Source organism: Brachybacterium sp. P6-10-X1 (assembly GCF_001969445.1).
In the GTDB taxonomy this organism is placed as follows: Bacteria; Actinomycetota; Actinomycetes; order Actinomycetales; family Dermabacteraceae; genus Brachybacterium.
Genome location: NZ_CP017297.1, coordinates 1,769,097 through 1,788,925 on the forward strand (window position 1 = coordinate 1,769,097; position 19,829 = coordinate 1,788,925).

The 19,829-nt window shown below is 73.0% G+C and carries 14 protein-coding genes; 5 read left to right on the forward strand and 9 right to left on the reverse strand.

Annotated features, from left to right (window positions below; all coding sequences use genetic code 11):
• Positions 1 to 132 precede the first annotated feature (132 nt).
• The gene (locus BH708_RS08105) at positions 133 to 1,002 is read left to right on the forward strand and encodes an ABC transporter ATP-binding protein (RefSeq protein ID WP_076807977.1); all 870 of its coding nucleotides are present in this window, start codon (positions 133 to 135) and stop codon (positions 1,000 to 1,002) included.
• Positions 987 to 2,699 (forward strand): hypothetical protein, encoded by a 1,713-nt coding sequence (locus tag BH708_RS08110; RefSeq protein WP_076807979.1) that lies wholly within the window; start codon positions 987 to 989, stop codon positions 2,697 to 2,699. The genes BH708_RS08105 and BH708_RS08110 overlap by 16 nt, the downstream gene beginning before the upstream one ends.
• Positions 2,700 to 3,278: 579 nt before the next feature.
• On the opposite strand, the gene BH708_RS08115 is transcribed toward BH708_RS08110, so the two are convergent.
• The 7 genes from BH708_RS08115 to glmS form a co-directional block, all read right to left on the reverse strand.
• The gene (locus BH708_RS08115; RefSeq protein WP_253705521.1) at positions 3,279 to 3,704 is read right to left on the reverse strand and encodes a GNAT family N-acetyltransferase; all 426 of its coding nucleotides are present in this window, start codon (positions 3,702 to 3,704) and stop codon (positions 3,279 to 3,281) included.
• A 145-nt stretch (positions 3,705 to 3,849) separates the two neighbouring features.
• Positions 3,850 to 4,569: a tRNA (adenosine(37)-N6)-threonylcarbamoyltransferase complex dimerization subunit type 1 TsaB gene (tsaB, locus tag BH708_RS08120; protein ID WP_076807980.1), complete on the reverse strand. Its 720-nt coding sequence runs from the start codon at positions 4,567 to 4,569 to the stop codon at positions 3,850 to 3,852.
• On the reverse strand, positions 4,569 to 5,192 hold the full coding sequence (gene tsaE / locus BH708_RS08125; RefSeq protein ID WP_076807982.1) for a tRNA (adenosine(37)-N6)-threonylcarbamoyltransferase complex ATPase subunit type 1 TsaE: 624 nt from the start codon (positions 5,190 to 5,192) through the stop codon (positions 4,569 to 4,571). Before tsaE ends, tsaB begins: the two co-directional genes overlap by 1 nt.
• Entirely contained in the window at positions 5,189 to 6,361 is a 1,173-nt protein-coding gene (gene alr, locus BH708_RS08130; protein WP_076807983.1) for an alanine racemase, read from the reverse strand. The genes tsaE and alr overlap by 4 nt, the downstream gene beginning before the upstream one ends.
• A gap of 13 nt (positions 6,362 to 6,374) precedes the next feature.
• On the reverse strand, positions 6,375 to 7,880 hold the full coding sequence (locus BH708_RS08135) for an NAD(P)H-hydrate dehydratase (RefSeq protein WP_076807985.1): 1,506 nt from the start codon (positions 7,878 to 7,880) through the stop codon (positions 6,375 to 6,377).
• On the reverse strand, positions 7,877 to 8,386 hold the full coding sequence (locus BH708_RS08140) for a holo-ACP synthase (protein WP_076807987.1): 510 nt from the start codon (positions 8,384 to 8,386) through the stop codon (positions 7,877 to 7,879). Before BH708_RS08140 ends, BH708_RS08135 begins: the two co-directional genes overlap by 4 nt.
• 124 nt (positions 8,387 to 8,510) lie before the next feature.
• Positions 8,511 to 10,379: a glutamine--fructose-6-phosphate transaminase (isomerizing) gene (gene glmS, locus BH708_RS08145; protein ID WP_076810996.1), complete on the reverse strand. Its 1,869-nt coding sequence runs from the start codon at positions 10,377 to 10,379 to the stop codon at positions 8,511 to 8,513.
• A 481-nt stretch (positions 10,380 to 10,860) separates the two neighbouring features.
• Between glmS and coaA the strand changes: the two genes are divergently transcribed.
• Complete coding sequence (gene coaA, locus BH708_RS08155) at positions 10,861 to 11,817, forward strand: type I pantothenate kinase (protein ID WP_076807990.1); 957 nt, start codon at positions 10,861 to 10,863, stop codon at positions 11,815 to 11,817.
• 297 nt (positions 11,818 to 12,114) lie between these two features.
• On the opposite strand, the gene glmM is transcribed toward coaA, so the two are convergent.
• The gene (glmM, locus tag BH708_RS08160) at positions 12,115 to 13,461 is read right to left on the reverse strand and encodes a phosphoglucosamine mutase (RefSeq protein ID WP_076807992.1); all 1,347 of its coding nucleotides are present in this window, start codon (positions 13,459 to 13,461) and stop codon (positions 12,115 to 12,117) included.
• Between the two features lie 145 nt (positions 13,462 to 13,606).
• Between glmM and BH708_RS08165 the strand changes: the two genes are divergently transcribed.
• Positions 13,607 to 16,924, forward strand: a complete 3,318-nt coding sequence (locus BH708_RS08165; RefSeq protein WP_076807993.1) for a DEAD/DEAH box helicase — start codon at positions 13,607 to 13,609, stop codon at positions 16,922 to 16,924.
• 201 nt (positions 16,925 to 17,125) lie between these two features.
• On the opposite strand, the gene BH708_RS08170 is transcribed toward BH708_RS08165, so the two are convergent.
• Positions 17,126 to 18,457 (reverse strand): CoA transferase, encoded by a 1,332-nt coding sequence (locus BH708_RS08170; RefSeq protein ID WP_076807995.1) that lies wholly within the window; start codon positions 18,455 to 18,457, stop codon positions 17,126 to 17,128.
• 148 nt (positions 18,458 to 18,605) lie between these two features.
• Here BH708_RS08170 and BH708_RS08175 point away from each other — a divergent pair, with 148 nt between their 5' ends.
• Positions 18,606 to 19,820, forward strand: coding sequence for an NAD(P)/FAD-dependent oxidoreductase (locus BH708_RS08175; RefSeq protein WP_076807997.1), 1,215 nt, complete (start codon positions 18,606 to 18,608; stop codon positions 19,818 to 19,820).
• Positions 19,821 to 19,829 lie beyond the last annotated feature (9 nt).

Here is a 19,829-nt window from a genome sequence, read left to right on the forward strand (position 1 = left end):
CGACATCGTCCCCGTCGGATCCGGTCAGGGCTCCGGGCCCCGCCCTCGTGTCCGCATCACGTCGACGAAGGTCGGCCCTGGCTTGACCGTCGGACGGAGCAGGCGGGCGTTCGGCCCCGATACCGTGATCCCATGCACCTCGCCGATCCCTCCTCCCCGTCCGGCCCGTCCGCCGCCGACCGGCCGGTCCGTCCGGCCGCCGTCGCGGAGACCGGCGCACCGGTCCCGACCGATGCCGCGGTGCCTGCCGAATCCGCCCTCTCGATCCGCGGACTGCGCAAGTCCTTCGGCCGGACCGAGGTGGTCCACGGGATCTCCCTCGACGTCCCGCGCGGGTCCTTCTACGGCATGGTCGGCCCCAACGGCGCCGGCAAGACGACCACCCTGTCGATGGCCACCGGGCTGCTGCGCCCCGACGGCGGTGCCGCGCACGTGCTCGGCACCGACATGTGGGCCGACCCCACGCGGGCCAAGGAACAGCTCGGCGTGCTGGCCGACGGACTGCGCACCTTCGACCGCCTGACCGGTCGTGAGCTGCTGACCTACGTCGGTCTGATCCGCGGCATGGAGCCCGATGTCGTCCAGGAGCGGATGGAGTCCCTGCTGGCGGCGCTGGACCTGGCCGACGAGGACGGCAAGCTCGTCGTCGACTACTCGGCGGGCATGACCAAGAAGGTGCTGCTGGCCAGCGCCCTCCTGCACGCACCGCGACTGCTCGTGCTCGATGAGCCGCTCGAAGCCGTCGACCCGGTCTCCGCGCAGGTGATCCGGAAGATCCTCACGGCCTACGTCGACGGGGGCGGCACCGTGGTGCTCTCCAGCCACGCCATGGAGCTGGTGGAGGGACTGTGCAGCCACGTCTCGATCATCGCCGGCGGGGAGCTGCTCGCCGCCGGGACGCTCGACGAGGTGCGCCGGGGCGGCAGCCTCGTGCAGACCTTCATCGACCTCGTCGGCGGCGGCGACGTCGCGGAAGGGAGCCTGTCGTGGCTGGAGTCCTGAGCAGCGAGCACGCCGCGACCGCCTCTGCGACCGACGTCCACCACGGCTCGGTGGCCCAGACCTCCCTCGTGCGGCTCCATCTGCGCCTGAAATGGACGCTGTGGAAGCGCTCCTACCGCAAGAACGTCGGCAAGCTCATCGGCACCCTCATCGGGGCGCTGTACAGCGTGGGCGGCCTGGTCGGACTGGTGTTCGCCTTCCTGGGAACCACCCTGTGGGCCGGGGAGGGCGACGCCTTCGGGCTGGTCATCCGCGGTCTGGGGACGGTGACGGTGCTGGCGTGGTTCCTGATCCCCGTGCTGGCCTTCGGGGTGGACGACACCCTGGATCCGCGCTCCTTCGCCCTGTTCCCGCGCAGCGCGAAGGATTTGCAGCCGGGGCTGTTCGCCGCCGCCGCCCTCAGCCTGCCCAGCCTGTTCACCCTGCTTGCCGTGGGCATCGCCACGGCCTTCGAGGTGCTGTGGCTGGTGCTGTTCGGCCAGGGCGTGGGGTGGATCCTCGCGGCCGTCGTGCTGCTGGTCCCCGCCAACCTGGCCGGAGTGGTGCTGTGCCTGCTGCTGCCGCGGGCCTGGTTCGCGCACTCGGCGAGCAAGGCCTCCTCCCGCAGCGGCCGCGAGCTCGGCGGCATCGTCGCGATGATGGTGATGTTCGCGGCGATCTACGGCTTCTCCCTCGGCATGCAGCGCATCGAGGACCTGGACTTCGAGAAGATCCGGCAGTGGTTGCCCGGTGTGGTCGACGCGCTCGCGTGGACGCCGTTCGGGGCGCTATTCTCGGTGCCGATGGATCTCGCCGAGGGCGCCGTGCTGCCGGCACTGGGGCGGCTGCTGATCGGAGCGGCCGCGATCGCGCTCACCTGGCTGTGGTGGCGCCGCTCGATCGATGCCTCCCTCACCTCCGCGCTGAGCGGCGACGCCTCCTCGGGCACCACGAAGGTCTCCGCCCTGGTGCCGCGGTGGGCGAAGCCCTCCCCCTTCGGGGCGGTGCTGGGCAAGTCGCTGCGCTACTGGCGGCGCGACACCCGCTACCTGGCCGCGATCGGCATCTACCCGCTGATCATCGTGTTCTTCGTGGCGATGGGCCTGATGCTGCCCGAGTCGCGACCGATGATGCTCACGATGACCGTGTTCATGTGCGGCCTGAGCGGGGTCAGCCTGTGCAACGAGATCGGCTTCGACGGCCCCTCGGGCTGGGTCAACATCACCGCGAACCTGCCCGCGCGGGCGAATCTGCTGGGCCGAGTCGCCGCGATCGCGGTGCTCATGGTGCCGCCGGTGCTGGTGATCACGGCGGTGCTGCCGCTGCTGTACGACATGGCGCACCTGATCCCGCTGGTGATGCTGGCCTCCGTCGGCGTCATGATCTCGGGCTGGGGGTCCTCGGTCGCGGTCGGCGCGATCATGCCGTACCCGGCCTCGCCGCCCGGCACCAACCCGATGAAGGACAAGTCGGCCTCGAGCGCCAACGCGATGCTCACGATGGCGATCGCGATGGTCTCCGTGTTCGTCGCGCAGATCCCGACGATCGGCCTGGCGATCTGGGGCCTGGTCGTCGGCAGCGAGACGCTTCTGCTGGTGGCGGGGCTGGTCTCCCTGGTGCTGGGCACGGTCGCCTTCTGGGTGGGGCTGCGGATCGGCACGACGCGTCTGGAGTCGCGCTATCCGGACCTGTTCCAGAAGGTCCGCGACTTCCTCTGAGGAGACCGACCGGGCCGGCGGCTGCCCGGACCGCCTCGGCGGCGGGTGCCCGGACCGCCCTGGCGGCGCATACCTGGACCAGCCCGGCGGCGCATCCCCGGCCCCGGACACGACGCGCACCTGCATCGCCACCGAGCCCGCCCTACATCGCCACCAAGCCCGCCCTGCATCGCCACCAAGCCCGCCCTGCACGCGTCTACGGCCCCGGCCCGACACGCGACAGTTCCAGGCCGACTCGCGCGCCCATTCCACGGAAACGACCCGGATCCGCCACGGATCCGTGGAACCGCTCCGCGTGTCGCGAGCAGAGACCCCATCGCGCCACGGGACGAGCCCATCGCGCGCCACGGGACGACCCCGTCGCGCCACGGGACTGCCCCGGTCGCGTCACGGGGACGGGGCCCCATCGCACGCCACGGGGAGAGACACCGCGCGTCACGCGCATCGGCGCCCGCCGCGGGGCGCCCGCTCCGTGCGTATCGCGGGTCGATGTTCATCGTCCTGACGCTGACGCTGTCCTGACGCGGACATCGTCCTGTCGCTGACGCCGTCCGACGCGCGCCTCGTGCGTGCTGCGGGTCAACCGGCCAGTGCGCGCTGCATGACCAGAGCGTCGATCTGCCGGCCTCGGATCCGGTAGTAGCCGCGGCGGCGGTCGATCTCGCGGTACCCGGCGGCGGTGTAGAAGCGGCGCGCGCGGGCGTTGTCCTCGCGCACCTCGAGCAGCATCGACTCGGCGCCCGCGTCACGGGCCTGCTGCTCGCACCAGGTCAGCAGCGCGCGGCCGATGCCGTCTCCCTCGCGGAGAGTGCCGATGGTGTGCAGGTCGGCCAGGTCGCCGGCGACCATGATCCCGGCGTATCCCAGCAGTCGCCCCTGCGCGGCGGGTCCGTCGGCGGCGAGGACGTAGCGGCGGTCGGGATGGGCGATCTCCTCGGCGAGCTGGAAGACGGTCCAGGACTCGTCGGGGAACAGCTCGAGCTCGGCGTGGGCGATCTCCTCCACGTCCTCGAGGGTCGCGGGACGCAGGCTCCAGCCCCTCGCAGGCTCTGCAGCACCGACAGGTTCCGACGCGCTCCCGGCCGTTCCCTCGACGCGAGCACTGCCGACTCCGTCCGCGGACGTCCCGTCTCCGCGAGGGTCCCTCATCTCAGCGGCCCAGGGCGCTCTTGCGGGCGGTGGGCTTGGCGGCATCGGGCTCGCGCAGGTACAGCGGTGCCGTGTCGGAGAGGTCCTCACCCCGGGCGACCCGCTGCGCGGCAGCGAGGATCAGGTGCCCGGCGTCGGCGTGCGCCATCTCGGCGGTCGCCGGGAGCAGCTGCGGGTACAGCCCGGTGCCGGAGCCGACCAGGAGATCGCAGGCGGTCAGCTCGGCGGCGACGTCCGCGGGCGCGTCCACGGCCGGCTCCGCCTCGCGGGTGACGGTGCCGTCGGCGGCGCGGCGGTAGCGGGCGTGGTAGACCTCGCGGCGGCGGGCGTCCAGCGCCACGGCGACCGTGACCGGGGCCGTCCCCGCGCCACCGGTGGCGGCCAGGGCCTGGTGCGCGAGAGCGTCCAGCGAGCTGATCCCGTGCAGCGGGATGCCCAGCATCCCGGCGATGCTGCGGGCGGCGACCAGGCCCACGCGCAGCCCGGTGAAGGGGCCCGGCCCGCGGCCGACGACGATCCCGGTGAGGTCGGCGCGCTCGGTGTCCGCCTCGGCCATGGTCTCCTCGACCAGGGCCAGCAGCACCTCGTCGTGGTGGCGGGAGCGGTCGTCGCCGTGGACGGCGAGGACCTCGGGAGGCTCCACGTCGCGGGCGCCTCCCTCGAGCCGTCCACGTGCGACGGCGACGCTCACCGCTCCGGAGGTGTCGATTCCCAGCAGCATCAGCGATTCTCCTCGGCGGTGGGGGTGGGTCCCACGTGCGCGGACGAGCCGCGCTGTGCAGGGTTCGCGCGGGGTCCGGACTGCACGAACGATCCGGGCGGCGCCGACGGGCCGGGCAGCGCGGACAGGGCGGCGGCGAGCGCGGTGCGCGCCTCGTCGTCCCAGCGTGGGCCGCTCGGGGTCAGGCGCAGGGTGCGGGGCTCGTCGGGGTCCTCCGGATCCTCGACCTCGTCGGGCCGTTCGAGCTCGACCAGCAACACGGACTCCATGAGGTGCTCGACCCTGCCGCGACCCCATTCGACGACGGTGACGGAGGCGTCGAGATCGGCCTCGAGGTCGAGGTCGTCGATGTCGCCGTCCCCGCCGAGGCGGTAGGCGTCCACGTGCACCAGCGCCGGACCGCCGCTCGAGCTGGTGTGGACGCGCTCGATCACGAAGGTCGGGGAGGCGACGGGACCGCGCACCCCGAGACCCTCGCCGAGGCCCTGGGTGAAGGTGGTCTTGCCGGCGCCGAGCGGGCCGTCCAGCACCAGCAGGTCGCCGGCGCGCAGCACGCCGGCGAGCGTGCGGGCAGCGGCGCGGGTGCCGTCGGCGTCCAGGGTGCGGATCTCGAGGCCGCTCACGGGAGCACCTCTCGGGTGACCCGTCCGGAGACCGAGGTGAGGACCTCGTAGGGGATGGTCCCGGCGGCTCGCGCCCAGTCGTCGGCGGTGGTGGCGGCCGGGGCGTTGGGCGCTCCCCCGGCGTCGCCGAAGACGAACACCTCGTCCCCGGCGCGGGCGTCGGAGTCCGGGCCCAGGTCGACGACGATCTGGTCCATGCTGATCCGGCCGATCTGGGCGACGCGGCGGTCGCCGGACTCGGTGCGCACGAGCACCTCGCAGCGGTCGCTGCCGGCGCGGTGCAGCCCGTCGGCGTAGCCGAGCGGCACCAGGCCGACGCGGGTGCGCTGGGCGGTGGTGTGGATCCGGCCGTAGCCGATGCTGTGACCCTCGGGGACCTCCTTGACCATCGCCAGACGGCTCTTCAGGGTCATCGCGGGGCGCAGAGGGACGTCGGTGGCGACCGGCGGATAGCCGTACAGGGCGATGCCGGGACGCACCAGGTCGCGGTGCAGGTCGGGGCGGGTCAACAGCGCGGCGGAGTTGGCGATGTGCTTCAGCGGGACGGGCCCCGCCTCCTCCTCGAGCGCCTCGCACGCCGAGTCGAACAGCTCGACCTGCTGGTCGGTGGCCGGGTCGGCCGGATCGTCCGCGCTGGTCAGGTGCGTCCAAGCGGCCACGACCTGGAGGAGGTCGTCCTCGACCATCGTCGCGCCGAGCTCACGGATCTGCCACGGCATGATTCCGCCGCGCCCCATACCGGTGTCGATCTTCAGGTGCACACGGGCCCGACGGTCGGCCTGACGGGCGGCGTCGGACACGAGCGCGACCATCTCCGGGGAGCCGACGGACACGTCGATCCCGGAGGAGAGCACCTCCGGCAGCACGATCGCGGCGGTGTGCGGCTCGTACAGCCAGGTGAGGATGTGCGCGTCGAGACCGGCGCGGGCGAGCGCGAGCGCGCTGGCGGGGTGGGCGACGCCGAGCCAGGTGGCCCCGCCCTCGAGCGCGGCCCGGGCGGCGGTGAGCATGCCGTGCCCGTAGCCGTCGGCCTTGACCACCGCCATCAGGGCGGTCTGCTCCTCCAGCAGCCCGGTCAGCGCCCGGGTGTTCTGGGTGATCGCCGCAGGGTCGATCACGGCCCGGTTGGGCACGTGCCGGGGGTCCTCGGCAGGGATCGGGATGGTCATCGAGCTCCTCGGTTCACGACAGGGCGCCCGCCAGGATAGTCCCGAGAGCCTCCGGGAGGTGCTCGGCGACGTCGAGGGCGACCAGGGGCAGCGTCCCGCCCCGGGAGGCCAGGCGCCCGGCGCGGCCGTGCAGGATCGCGGCCAGCGTCGCGGCGTCCGGGCCCGTCAGACCGGCGGCGAGCAGAGTTCCGATCATCCCCGCGAGCACGTCGCCGGTGCCGGCGGTGGCGAGCTGGCTGGTGGCGTCGTCCTGGGCGCACAGCGGTCCGCCGTCAGCGGGGGCGATGAGGGTGATCGCGCCCTTGAGCAGGACGGTCGCTCCGGTCGCCGTCGCGAGAGCGATCGCGAGATCGGGACCCGGGAGGTCCGGGTCGATCCCGAGGCGCTCGGCCAGACGGTCCGCCTCCCCGCGGTGCGGAGTCAGCACCACGTCGCCCGGGAAGCGGTGCGCGGCGCCGATCGCGTCCAGGCCCCCGGCGTCGATCACGCCCCGCGAGACCTCCCCCGGTGTGTTCTCTCCCCCGGCGGTGCTCAGCAGATCGACGCCGGCGCGGGTGCGAGGATCATCACTCGCGAGGCCCGGGCCGGCCACGAGGGCGTGCAGGCGGCCGATCGCCTCCGGGTCGACGGTCTCCGCCGGATGACCGACCACTTCGGGGCGCGTGCGCAGTACGAGGTCCAGCACGCTCTGCGGAGCGATGACCCGGACCATCCCGGCGCCGGTGCGGGCCGCCCCCGAGGCGGCCAGGACCGCGGCGCCGGGGAAGCGGGGACTGCCGGCGACGAGGGCGACCACGCCGCGGGAGTACTTGGTGGCGTCCCGCTCCGGCTGCGGCCAGCGCTCCGTCACCTCGGCGTCACCCAGGCGGATCACCGTGGGCTCGGCCGGGAGATGATCGGCCAGATCGAGATCGACGAGGTGGACGTGACCGGCCAGCTCGGCCCCGCCGGGCAGCAGCAGACCTGCTTTGACGGCGCCGAAAGTGACGGTCTCCCGGGCCGTGAGGGCTCCGGGTGCCGCCAGCCCGGTGGAGGCGTCCACGAAGCTGGGCACGTCGACCGCGATCACGGGCGCTCCGCTGCGACGCACCTCCTCCAGCAGCGTGGTCAGGTACGCGGGGACCTCGGCGCGGCCGCCGATGCCGACGATCGCGTCCAGCACCAGGTCGGCCTCGGCGAGCCGGGCCCGCAGGTCCTCGGGGTCGGCGTCGTCGAGAGCGTGGAGGGTGCCCCCGGCCTCGCGGAAGGCTTCTGCGCCGCCGGCGTGGAACCCGTCGGCGGTGGCGATCGCGTCGGCGACGATCCCCTGACCGCGCAGCAGGGCGGCCGCGTAGAGCCCGTCCCCGCCGTTGTCCCCGCTGCCGGCGAGCACGAGGACCCGGGGCGCGTCCGGGGCGCGCAGGTGCTCCGCGACACGGCCGGCGAGGGCGCGCGCGGCATGGAGCATCAGAGGCCGTCCGGCGTCCAGCAGGGGGCGTTCCGCGGCACGGACCTGCTGGGCGGTGTATCCGCGGATCATCCTGCCTCCTCGTGGTCGGCGTGGTCGGCGCGGTCGACGCGTTCGGCGCGGCCGGCGCGTTCGGCGCGTTCGGCGCGTTCGGCGACCACGATCGCGGTCGCGATGTCCCCGTCGTGCGAGAGCGAGAGGTGCAGGTGGGCGACCTGTTGGGCCTCGGCGGCCCGCAGGGTGGCTCCGCGCAGGCGCAGGTAAGGGCGGCGGGCCTCCGTGCGCTCGACGGTGACGTCCTGCCAGGAGAAGTCCCCGGGGGCGCCGAGGGCCTTGCCCACGGCCTCCTTCGCGGCGACCCGCGCGGCGCGGGAGGCGGCCGACAGATCCCGCTCCTGCGGGGTGAACAGGCGTGCCAGCAGGGCGGGGGTGCGATCGATCAGCGCGGCCAGGCGCGAGATGTCCACGACGTCGACGCCCACGCCGGCCACGGTGCCGTCCTCACGGGGCGCGAACGCCCGGCCCCCGAAGCTGTCGTCGGGGCCGGGCGTCGGCGTCGCGGTCGGAAAACTGCTCATCCCCGCAGTATCACACCCCGGCCCGGGAATCGGCGGGCGGGGGCTCGACGGGCACGGAGCCGGCGACGGGGCGGGACGAGTCAGGGCGTCGGTCTGCGGCGGGATCAGCGCGCAGCCGCCGACGTCACTCGACGGTGACGGACTTGGCGAGGTTGCGGGGCTGGTCCACATCCAGGCCCTTCGCGGTGGCCAGCTCGCAGGAGAAGATCTGCAGCGGGATCACGGTCAGCAGGGCCGCGAACAGGGTGCGGGTGGCGGGCACCCGGATCACCTCGTCGGCGTAGGGCAGCACCTCGTCGTCGCCCTCCTCGGCGATCACCAGGGTGCGGGCGCCGCGGGCGCGGACCTCCTGGATGTTGGAGACCACCTTGGAGTGCAGCGAGTGGCGACCGTGGGGCGAGGGCACGATGACGAAGACCGGCTGACCCTCCTCGACCAGAGCGATCGGCCCGTGCTTGAGCTCGCCGGCGGCGAAGCCCTCGGCATGGATGTAGGCGATCTCCTTGAGCTTCAGGGCACCTTCCATCGCGGTCGGATAGCCGACGTGACGGCCCAGGAACAGCACGCTGGTGACGTCCTGCATCTCGTCGGCGAGTCGCTCGATCTGCCCGGAGTTGTCCAGCACCTGCTGGATCTGGTCGGGGATCTGCTCGAGGTCGGACATCAGCGCGGCGATCTCGTCGGGGTAGAGGTTCCCGCGCACCTGCGCCAGGAACAGGCCCAGCAGGTAGCAGGCGGCGATCTGACCCAGGTACGCCTTGGTGGAGGCGACCGCGATCTCGGGACCGACGTGCAGGTACAGCGCGGCGTCGGACTCGCGCGGAATGGTCGAACCACGGGTGTTGCAGATCGCGATCACCTTCGCGCCCTGCTCCCGGGCGTGGCGCACGGCCATCAGCGTGTCCATGGTCTCGCCGGACTGCGAGATGGCCACGACCAGGGTCTTCTCGGTGACGACCGGGTCGCGGTAGCGGAACTCGTGGGCGAGCTCGACCTCGGTGGGGATGCGGCACCAGTGCTCGATGGCGTACTTGGCGACCTCACCGGCGTTGGCGGCGGTGCCGCAGGCGACCACGACGATCTTGTCGACGCTGCGCAGCACGGAGGGGTCGATGTCCATCTCGTCGAGCTGGAGGGAGCCGGCGGACAGCCGACCCAGCAGGGTGTCGGCCACGGCGCTCGCCTGCTCGTGGATCTCCTTCGCCATGAAGGAGGGGTACCCGCCCTTCTGCGCTGCGGCGGCGTCCCACTCGATGGTGTAGCGCTTGGCGTCGGTGACCTCGTGTCCGTCGACGTCGATCAGGTCGACGGAATCCGCCGTGACGGTGACGACCTGGTCCTGGCCGATCTCGAGGGCCTCCTTGGTGGAGTCCACGAAGGCGGCCACGTCGGAGCCGAGGAAGTTCTCGCCGTCACCGAGGCCGACGACCAGCGGGGAGTTGCGGCGGGCGGCGACGACGGTGTCGGGGGCGTCACGGTGCACGGCCAGCAAGGTGAAGGCACCCTCCAGCCGGGAGGCGCTGCGACGCATCGCCTCGGTGAGGTTTCCGGTGGACTCCATCTCGCGGGCGATCAGGTGCGCGGCGGCCTCGGAGTCGGTCTCGGAGGTGAAGGCGAAGCCGTCCTTCTCGAGCTCTGCGCGCAAGGTCGCGAAGTTCTCGATGATGCCGTTGTGGACCACGGCGAGCTCGCCCTCGCGGCCGCCGACGTGGGGATGGGCGTTGGTGTCGGTCGGGCCGCCGTGGGTGGCCCAGCGGGTGTGCGCGATGGCGACCTGTCCGGTGGTACCCGCCGCGCCGTCGAGGGCTTCGCGGAGGTTGGCGAGCTTCCCGGCGCGCTTGGTCACGCGCACGGCGTCGTCGTCCAGCACGGCGACGCCCGCGGAGTCGTAGCCGCGGTACTCGAGGCGGGCGAGGCCCTGGAGGGCGACGTCCACGGGACGGGAGGAGGGGGCTGCGGCCTGCGGGCCTGCGTATCCGACGATTCCACACATGCAGATCACGCTAACGACCTCGGCGCTCCCGTGCCGCGTGCGAGCCCTCTCGGTGAGAGTCGTTCCTCACCCTGCCGGGGGCGCGTGCATGCGCCTGGCCGATCCTGCGCACGGCCGGTCAGATTCGCGCAGACGGCATGGTCCGGTCGGTGCGGCCGACGGGGCGCGCCCGGTGGCGCCGGGCGTCCGTCGCCCGACCCGCGTCGAGGGCCGGGTGCCGGGTGCCGGGAGCCGTACGACGAGCGCCGGGTGCCGGGTGCCGAGCGTCGGGCGTCGGGCGTCGGGCGTCGGGCGTCGGGCGTCGGGCGTCGGGCGTCGGGCGATCGGTACCGAGAACGGCCTGTCAGGGCGCGACCTCCCGCGGGTCACGTCGTCATCGCACGCAGGGCAGTCGGTCGCGGGCGTCGTTCCCGTCGCGTCCGGGTCTCATCTCACAGCGTGGCGGTGAAGTTCCCGGCTCGCAGCTGGAAGAATCATCGACATGAAGGCCGCGTCAGCGTCGAGCACCGTCACCCCGTTCGAGGAGATCCCGCGAGAGGACTGGGCGCGCCTGTCCAGTCAGACCCCGCTGCCGCTGTCCGAGGACGACATCGCCAAGCTGCGCGGCCTCGGCGATCGCCTGGACCTGCGCGAGGTCGACGCCGTCTACCGGCCGATCTCCCGCCTGCTGAACATCCAGGTCGCGGCGGCGCAGGTCCTGCGTCGGGACCGAGAGGGCTTCCTCGACCAGCGTCAGCACCGCACTCCGTACATCATCGGCGTGGCCGGATCGGTCGCGGTCGGCAAGTCGACCACCGCGCGACTGCTGCGCGAGCTGATGGCGCGCTGGCCGGAGACGCCGCGGGTGCAGCTGGTGACGACCGACGGCTTCCTGCTGCCCAACGCCGAGCTCGAGAAGCGGGGGATCATGCACCGCAAGGGCTTCCCCGAGAGCTACGACCGGCGCGGCCTGCTGCGCTTCGTCGCCGACGTGAAGTCCGGGCAGGAGCGGGTCGAGGCCCCGGTCTACTCGCACCTGACCTACGACATCCTCGAGGACGAGCGGGTCGTGGTCGAGCAGCCTGACGTGCTGATCCTGGAGGGCCTGAACGTTCTGCAGCCGGCCCGGCCCCGTCGCGACGGTCGCCTGGGGATGGCGGTCTCGGACTTCTTCGACTTCTCGGTGTACGTCGACGCCCGCCTCGAGGACGTCCGGCGCTGGTACGTCGACCGCTTCCTGCAGCTGCGGCGGACGGCCTTCTCCGACCCGCGCTCATACTTCCGTCGCTATGCGGACCTCACCGATGACGAGGCCGTACAGACGGCCGAGCGGATCTGGCGCACCATCAACGGGCCGAACCTCACGGAGAACGTGCTGCCCACGCGCGGCCGCGCGGACCTCGTGCTGCGCAAGGACGGCCGGCACCGCGTGCACTCGGTGCTCCTGCGCAAGGTCTGAGTCGACCCGCAGGAGGGTGACCTCACCCGCCGATCCGGCCCCACCACCCGGGCCACCCGGCCCACCCAGCCACGCGAGCCACCCCGACACCCGGGCCACCCCGACACCCGGGCCACCCGGCCACCCGGCCACCCGGCCACCCGGCCACCCGCCGAGCTCTGCGTTGCTGTTGCCACCGTCGATTTTGGCACCAGCAACGCAGAGCTCGGCGCCGGGGAGTGGGAGCTGGGTGGCCCGGCGGGGCGGACGGCCGGCCCGGACGTGGTCAGAGCCGGACGGGGTCAGAGCCGGGCGGGGTCAGAGGGCGACGCGGTCCCGGACGATGGTGGCGAGGCGCTCGGCGACCGAGCTGGCCACCTCGTCGGAGGGGGCCTCGACCATGACGCGGACCACGGGCTCGGTGCCGGAGGGGCGCAGCAGCACCCGGCCGGTCTCCCCCAGCTCCGCCTCCGCCGCGGCGACCGCGTCGAGCACGCCGCGGTCGATCGTGGCGCGGGCCTTGTCGACGTCCTTGACGTTGATGAGCGCCTGCGGCATCCGGGTCATGACATCGGCCAGCTCGCGGGCGGTGCGGCCGGTCTCGGCGATCCGCTGCAGCAGGTGCAGAGCGGTCAGCTCCCCGTCGCCGGTGGTGGCGTGGTCGGCGATGATGACGTGCCCGGACTGCTCCCCGCCGATGGAGTACCCGCCGAGGTTCATCTCCTCGAGCACGTAGCGGTCCCCGACCGCGGTCTGGCCCAGCAGGATCCCGTGCTCGCGCATGGCGAGCTTCAGACCGAGGTTGCTCATGACGGTGACCACGAGGGTGTCGTCGTGAAGGCGGCCCTTCTCCTTGAGGTCGAGGGCGAGGATGCCCATGATCTGATCGCCGTCGATGATCTCGCCGTCCGCGTCGACCGCGAGGCAGCGGTCCGCGTCGCCGTCGAAGGCGACCCCGATGTCGGCGCCGTGCTCGCGCACCGCGGTCTGGAGCGGACCGAGATGGGTGGAGCCGACGCCGTCGTTGATCAGGCCGCCGTCGCCGTGGTCGCCGATCACGTGGACGGTGGCACCGGCGCGGCGCAGCGCCAGCGGCCCGGTCTCGGAGGCCGCGCCGTTCGCGCAGTCGGCGACCACGGTGAGTCCTTCCAGGGAGCGGTCCAGGGTGGCGACCAGGTGCTCGACATAGGCGTCGATCGCGCCCTCGTATCGGGTGATGGTGCCGACGTCGGAGCCCTCGGGACGGTCCCACTCCTCGCCGAGGCGTGCCTCGATGGCGTCCTCGACCTCGTCGGGCAGCTTGGTGCCGCCGCGGGCGAAGAACTTGATGCCGTTGTCGGGGGCGGGATTGTGGGACGCGGAGATCATCACGCCGAGGTCCGCGCTGGTGGACTGGACCAGGTGGGCCAGGCCCGGGGTGGGCAGCACCTCGGCGTCGAACACGTCGACCCCGGCGGAGGCGAGTCCCGCGCAGACGGCGGCGGAGAGGAAGTGCCCCGACGGGCGGGTGTCCCGGGCGACGATGGCGCGCGGCCGGCTGCCGCCGAAGGCACCCAGAGTTCCCAGGACGTGGGCCGCTCCCACGGAGAGCTCTACCGCGAGCTCCGCGGTGATGTCGCCGTTGGCGCGTCCGCGCACTCCGTCGGTTCCGAACAGTCGTGCCACAGGGATCTCCTCATGAGAACGGGGGTGTCGTCGTCCGGGCGGGGCCGTCGCAGGGGGCGACCCGGGGCGGACGTCGGCTGTGAGACTACCCGCTGCACCCGCCCCTGCTCGTCATCGGTCCGCTCGCGACGTTAGTTTGGGAGGTATGCCTGACGCCGTCCTTCTCCCCCGCCTGCTGCCGTCGGCCATCAGCCACCACGTCGGCGACCGGTCCGCGGGTCGAGGGCTCGCCCGGGCCCGCGGCGGCAGCGTCGAGGACCTCCGCTGGGACGCCGACACCTCGACGGTCACCGCCGACGTCGCCGATCAGGACGGCGCCGTCCAGCACCCCGGGGCGGTGCTGGTGGAGTACGAGGAGGACGCCGTCTCGCGGCGGTTCCTGCCCTCGGCCCCGGGCGGTCTGTGGCGAACGCACTCGTCCTGGTGCAGCTGCTCCGCCGGGGGCAGCTGCGAGCACGTCGCGGCGCTGCTGTACCGCCTGAACGACCTGGGCACCCGTGCCGAGGCCTCGGACCCGCCGCCCGAGTGGCGCAGCGTGCTGCGCCCCCTGCTGGGCTCCTCGGGCCCTCGCGGAGCGGCCCGGCCGCTGGCGATCGGGGTGGATCTCGAAGCCGGCCCCTCCGGCACGGGCGCCTCCCGGAACCGCCGGGAGACCGCCACCCCGGCGGATCTGGGGACCGACGCCGACCTGTGGCTGGGGCTGCGGCCGCTGACCCGCGGTCGTACGGGGTCCTGGATCAAGGGAGACCTGTCCTGGCGCAGCTTCGAGGGCCGGCTCTCGGCACGGGACTACGACGCCGTCCAGACCGAGGCCCTCTCGCGACTGTTCGCCTCCGCCTCCGCGGAGCGCTCCTACTCCAGCGGGGCCATCGACCACCTGTGGCTGAACACGATCACCTCCCCGCTGCTCTGGCAGTCGCTGCGTCACGCGCGCGACGCCGGGGTCGAGCTGCTGCCGGGCGCCGGCCTGACCTCGATCACGCTGCTGGGCGAGGCGGAGGTCGGCCTCGACCTGCGCCTGGACGAGGTGGCGGAGGACCTCCAGGTGCTTCCCCGCCTCACCCTCGACGGCGAGCACGCCCCGCAGGCCCGACTGCTGGGCGCCGCCGGGGTGCTCGACGTCTCCCCGCACGGTGAGGACGCCCTCGCAGCCCGCATTGCACCGCTGGCCTCCCCGGTGCCCCGCGCGCTGCGCTCCCTGCTCCAGCGCCGCCGACCGCTGCAGGTCCCGGCTGCGGACCGGCAGGCCTTCCTCGAGGTCGCCTACCCCCAGCTGCGCTCCCTGACCAGCGTCATCAGCTCCGATGACAGCGTGGGGATCCCGGCCGCGCGGCGACCCACCCTGCGCCTTTCCGCCTCCTATGCCTCCGGCGACCGTCTCACGCTGCGCTGGACCTGGCACTACCACGATCCCGATCGCCTCCTGCCGATCGACCAGCGGCAGGGCGCGCGGCGCGACCTCGCCCACGAGGACGAGGTGATCGCCGCCGCGATGACGGTGTGGCCGGGGGCCGGCTCCGCGGACCCGGAGCTGCTCAGCGGTCCCGACACCGCCGAGTTCACCGAGCACGTGCTCGACGTGCTCGCCGCGATGGACCACGTGGAGACCGAGGTGGTCGGTACGCGGCATGCGTACCGCGAGCTCGACGGCGCCCCGAACGTGCGCGTGACCCAGCAGACGACGCCGGGCAGGAACGACTGGTTCGACCTCGGCTTCCAGATCACCATCGAGGGTCGGGAGATCCCCTTCCCCACGCTCTTCGTCGCCCTCGCCCGCGGCCGCAGCCGGCTGTTGCTCCCGGACAAGACCTACTTCTCCCTGGACCACCCGGCGTTCGACGCCCTGCGGGAGCTGATCCGCGAGGGCGAGGCGCTCGCGGAATGGGAACCGGAGCAGCAGCGGCTCAGCCGCTTCCAGGTGGACATGTGGAACGACCTCGAGGAGATGGCCGACGAGGCCGCCGCGAGCGCGGCCTGGGAGCGCACCATAGGCCGGGTGCAGACCGCCCCTGACGCCGCCCCACCTGCACTGCCCGATTCCCTGGACGCCGACCTGCGCCCCTACCAGCGGGAGGGCTATGCCTGGCTCGCGACCCTGTTCGCCCAGGGTCTGGGCGGTGTGCTGGCCGACGACATGGGCCTGGGCAAGACCCTGCAGACCCTGGCCCTGATCGCCCACACCCGCGAGGAGCACGCCCGCACGGGGGCCGACGCCGGGGCTCCCCCGTTCCTGGTCGTGGCCCCTGCCTCGGTGCTGGCGGTGTGGCGCCGCGAGGCCGAGCGCTTCACCCCGGACCTGGACGTCCGGGTGCTCGATCGCACCTCCGCCTCCCGCGGCACGTCTCTGGCCGAGCACATCGCGGGCGCCGATCTGGTCGTGACCAGCTACACGGTGCTGCGCATCGACGACGAGGACTTCGCCGCGCAGACCTTCCGGGGCTTCGTGCTCGACGAGGCCCAGTTCGTCAAGAACCGCCGCTCCCGCACTCACCGCGCGGCCAAGGGCGTGCGCGCCGATTTCCGCCTGGCGATCACCGGCACCCCGATGGAGAACTCGCTGGATGACCTGTGGGCGATCCTGGACCTGGTCGCCCCGGGTCTGCTGGGCGGCGCGAACGGCTTCCGCCAGCGGTACACGGTGCCGATCGAGACGGGCGAGCACCCGGGCCGGATGGACCTTCTGCGCCGGCGCGTCAGGCCGTTCCTGCTGCGGCGCACGAAGGAGCTGGTGGCCTCCGAGCTGCCGGAGAAGCACGAGCAGGTGCTGTCCGTGACGCTCGGCGAGGAGCATCGCGCGGTCTACGACTCGATGCTGCAGCGCGAGCGCAAGAAGGTGCTGGGCCTCATCGAGTCCGATCTGGATCGTCAGCGGTTCATCGTCTTCCGCTCCCTGACCCTCCTGCGGATGATGGCGCTGGACCCTCGACTGGTCGATGCCGAGGCGTACGGCGAGGTGCCCAGCTCGAAGCTGGAGGCGCTGTTCGATCGGCTCGACGAGGTGCTCGGCGACGGGCACCGGGTGCTGCTGTTCAGCCAGTTCACCTCCTACTTGGACCGCGTCGCGGGCGAGCTCGAGGAGCGCGGCATCCGCTATGCGCATCTGGACGGCTCCACCCGCGACCGCGACGCCGCCGTGGCCGGATTCCGCGAGGGCGACGCCCCGGTGTTCCTGATCTCGCTGAAGGCCGGCGGCTTCGGGCTGACGCTGACCGAGGCCGACTACGTGTTCCTGCTGGATCCCTGGTGGAACCCGGCGGCGGAGAACCAGGCCGTGGACCGCGCCTACCGCATCGGCCAGGACCACCAGGTGATGGTCTACCGGATGGTCGCCGAGGACACCATCGAGGAGAAGGTGCTTGCCCTGCAGCAGCGCAAGGCAGAGCTGTTCGACGCCTTCACCGACGGCGGGGAGGCGTTCCGCTCGGCGATGACCGCCGAGGACATCCGGGAGCTGCTGAGCTGATCGCTCGGAGGCCGTGCGGGGGCGGTCTCTCCGACCCGCCCCACCCGGCCGAGTTCTGCGGTCCCCACCCGGCCGAGCCCTGCGTTCCCCACCCGGCCGAGCTCTGCGTTCCCCACCCGGCCGAGCTCTGCGTTTTAGTTGCCATGGGGCCGGGTGGGAACGGAACTGCAGATCTCGGAGCATGCGGACCGGGGGAATCTCTCACCGACGCCACCAGGCCCAGTCCACCGTCGCTGAGCCGTAGCCGCCGACGGGAGCCTCGAGGGTGCGTCCCTCGATCTGCAGCGGCGGCGGCACCGTCTCCAGCGGTCCGTCGGCGGACAGGACGGTAACCCTCGGCACCTCGAGCACCTCGAGCGTTTCGCGTCCGAGCGCGGCCGGGGCGGTCCGTGCCTCCGGCGACGGCTCGGCCAGCAGCGTGCGGGCCGCGCCGAGCAGATTCACCCGGATCGTGGCCGCCCGGCCACGGAGGAGGACATCGAGGATGTGCCCAGCCATCCGGTGCCCGCTGGCATGGTCGAGGGCCTGCACGGGAAGGGCGCCGGGCTCCCCGCCGGTGCCGCAGCGCACAGCGATCCCCGTCGTGGCCTGGACGATCGAGTCGAAGCCGGGCCGTCCGCCCCAGGGCCCGTGCTCGCCCCAGGCGGAGAGGGAGACGAGCACCGCCTGTGGGGCCGTCCGCCCGAGGTCCTCGGTGCCCAGACCGTGGGCGACGAGAGCACCAGGACGGTAGCCGTCCAGGATCACGTCGGCCTCGGCGGCGAGCGCCCGGAGCCGATCCGCGTCGCGTCGGAGGTCCAGCAGCGCCGAGCGCTTGCCCATCCCGGTGGAGAGATGCTGGGCGAGGATCTCCGGGCGGTGCGGAGGATCGATCCGGAGCACGTCGGCGCCCAGGCAGGCGAGCAGCTGGGTGCAAGTGGGGCCGGCGATCACCCTGGTCAGATCGAGCACTCGCACCCCGCGCAGCGGCAGCGTCGCGGGACGTGCCGCGACCGCACCGGCGGGAGCCGTGATGGGCTCGCGGAGGCTGCTCAGCTCGGGCCTGTCCCGGCGCTCGACGACGCTCGACCAGGGGTCGTCGGCGGTGGCGCGGTGGTGGGGATGCCCGTGCCATTCGTCCTCCGTGCGGACCGCCACCGCGATCCCGCCGGCGGCCGAGATCCGGGTCTCGACCTCGGCGGCCTCGCGGCGCCCGACCTCCCGCTCGAGGCCGGCACGATCGTCGACGCCGAGCACCTCGCGGATGATCGCTGCGTGATGGGGATAGTTGCCGTGCACACGCACCCAGCCGTCACGAGCTGCGACGAAACCGGAGAACTCGCCCCACGCCTGCAGGGCCCGGCCGTCCATGCGCAGATGCTCATGGGCGGCGAAGGACGCGGCCGTCAGCGCCTCGGAGGTGTCGATGCGGATGTCCAGGCCGCGGGCAGCGGCGAGCTCGGCAGCGGCGTCGCGCACCCGGCTCACCTCGGTCCGGGCCAGGCGCTCCGTGTCGAGCGGTCCGCCCCACCAGCGCCGAGTGCCGTCCACCATGCCCCCAGAGTAGTCATGGCCGACCGCTGTGCCTCGGACGGGTGGAGGCGGGCCATCGCCCTCTTCGCGGTCCGCTGTCACACCTCCGACCCCAGCGGTGTCCCATGGGCAGACCCGTACCCCGCGTGAAGACCCAGGAGTGAGACCCATGACCCGCACCCGCGAAGCTGTCGTGATCGGAGGCGGCTACGCCGGCGTCGTCGCCGCGAATCGGCTGAGCACGTCCGCCGAGCTGTCCGTCACCCTCATCAACCCCCGCCCCGATTTCGTCGAACGGATCCGCCTGCACCAGCGGGCCACCGGCTCGTACGGCGCGACGGTTCCGTACGCCGACGTGCTGGCGCCGAGCATCCGTCTCACCGTCGACTCCGTGACCAGGATCGATGCACCATCCAGGAGTCTCGTGCTGGACTCCGGAACCGTCGCGCGCTATGACCACCTGGTCTATGCGGTCGGCAGCCATGCCGCGACGCCGGAGGTGCCCGGCGCCGCGGAGCATGCCATCGCGCTGAGCACGCTCGAGCAGGCCGACGACCTCCGCGTCGCGCTGTCGGCCGTGCCGACCCGTGCACCGGTCACCGTCGTCGGCGGCGGGTCGACCGGGATCGAGATCGCCGCCGAGCTCGCTGAGCTGGGCCGCCCGGTCACCCTGCTCGCCGGCGACCGCCTCGCGCCGTCCCTGCACCCTGCGGCGCGAGCCACGGTGGTGCGGCAGCTGGACCGGCTCGGTGCCACGGTCCTCGCCGGCGCGGGCGCCCGGGCGGCCGCCGTCGACACCGGGGGCGTGCGCCTCGCCGACGGTCGTGAGCTGCCGAGCGCCCTCACCGTCTGGACCGCGGGTTTCGGCGTCCCCGATCTGGCCCGTCGCAGCGGTCTGAGGACCGATCATCTCGGCCGCCTGGTCACTGATGAGACGCTGACCAGCCTCGACGATGAGCGGATCGTCGCCGCCGGGGACTGCGCCGCCCCCTCCGGGATGCCGTACCGGATGTGCTGCGCCGCCGCGCAGCCCCTCGGGGCGCAGGCCGCGGACACGGTGCTGCGGCGCATCGCCGGCGACGCGCCGCGGGGCAGGTCCCTCGCGATCCCCGGACAGTGCCTCAGCCTCGGTCGCCGAGCAGGCGTGCTCCAATTCGCGCGGCGCGACGACACCGCGCTCCCCGCCCATCTCGGCGGCCGGCTCGGCGCCGGGCTCAAGGAGGCCGTCACCGCCGGGACCCTGGTCGGCCTGCGCACCATGTCGCGGCGGCCCGGCATCATCGGCGCCCTGGGCCTGCTGCAGGATCCGCGCCGGGCCGGACACCTCGCCGCAGCCTCCACCGACCTCGCCCCTGTCCAGGACCGCCCCTCCCTGGCAGACTGAGCACCCTCC

Excerpts from the sequence above, each read along its gene's own strand:
- alr (WP_076807983.1), bottom strand. The coding sequence starts at position 6,361 with ATGACCATCCCGATCCCTGCCGAGGACCCCCGGCACGTGCCCAACCGG.
- BH708_RS08105 (WP_076807977.1), top strand. The coding sequence starts at position 133 with ATGCACCTCGCCGATCCCTCCTCCCCGTCCGGCCCGTCCGCCGCCGAC.
- tsaB (WP_076807980.1), bottom strand. The coding sequence starts at position 4,569 with ATGCTGCTGGGAATCGACACCTCCGGAGCGGTGAGCGTCGCCGTCGCA.
- BH708_RS08170 (WP_076807995.1), bottom strand. The coding sequence starts at position 18,457 with ATGGTGGACGGCACTCGGCGCTGGTGGGGCGGACCGCTCGACACGGAG.
- BH708_RS08140 (WP_076807987.1), bottom strand. The coding sequence starts at position 8,386 with ATGAGCAGTTTTCCGACCGCGACGCCGACGCCCGGCCCCGACGACAGC.
- glmS (WP_076810996.1), bottom strand. The coding sequence starts at position 10,379 with ATGTGTGGAATCGTCGGATACGCAGGCCCGCAGGCCGCAGCCCCCTCC.
- BH708_RS08175 (WP_076807997.1), top strand. The coding sequence starts at position 18,606 with ATGACCCGCACCCGCGAAGCTGTCGTGATCGGAGGCGGCTACGCCGGC.
- coaA (WP_076807990.1), top strand. The coding sequence starts at position 10,861 with ATGAAGGCCGCGTCAGCGTCGAGCACCGTCACCCCGTTCGAGGAGATC.
- BH708_RS08135 (WP_076807985.1), bottom strand. The coding sequence starts at position 7,880 with ATGATCCGCGGATACACCGCCCAGCAGGTCCGTGCCGCGGAACGCCCC.
- BH708_RS08165 (WP_076807993.1), top strand. The coding sequence starts at position 13,607 with ATGCCTGACGCCGTCCTTCTCCCCCGCCTGCTGCCGTCGGCCATCAGC.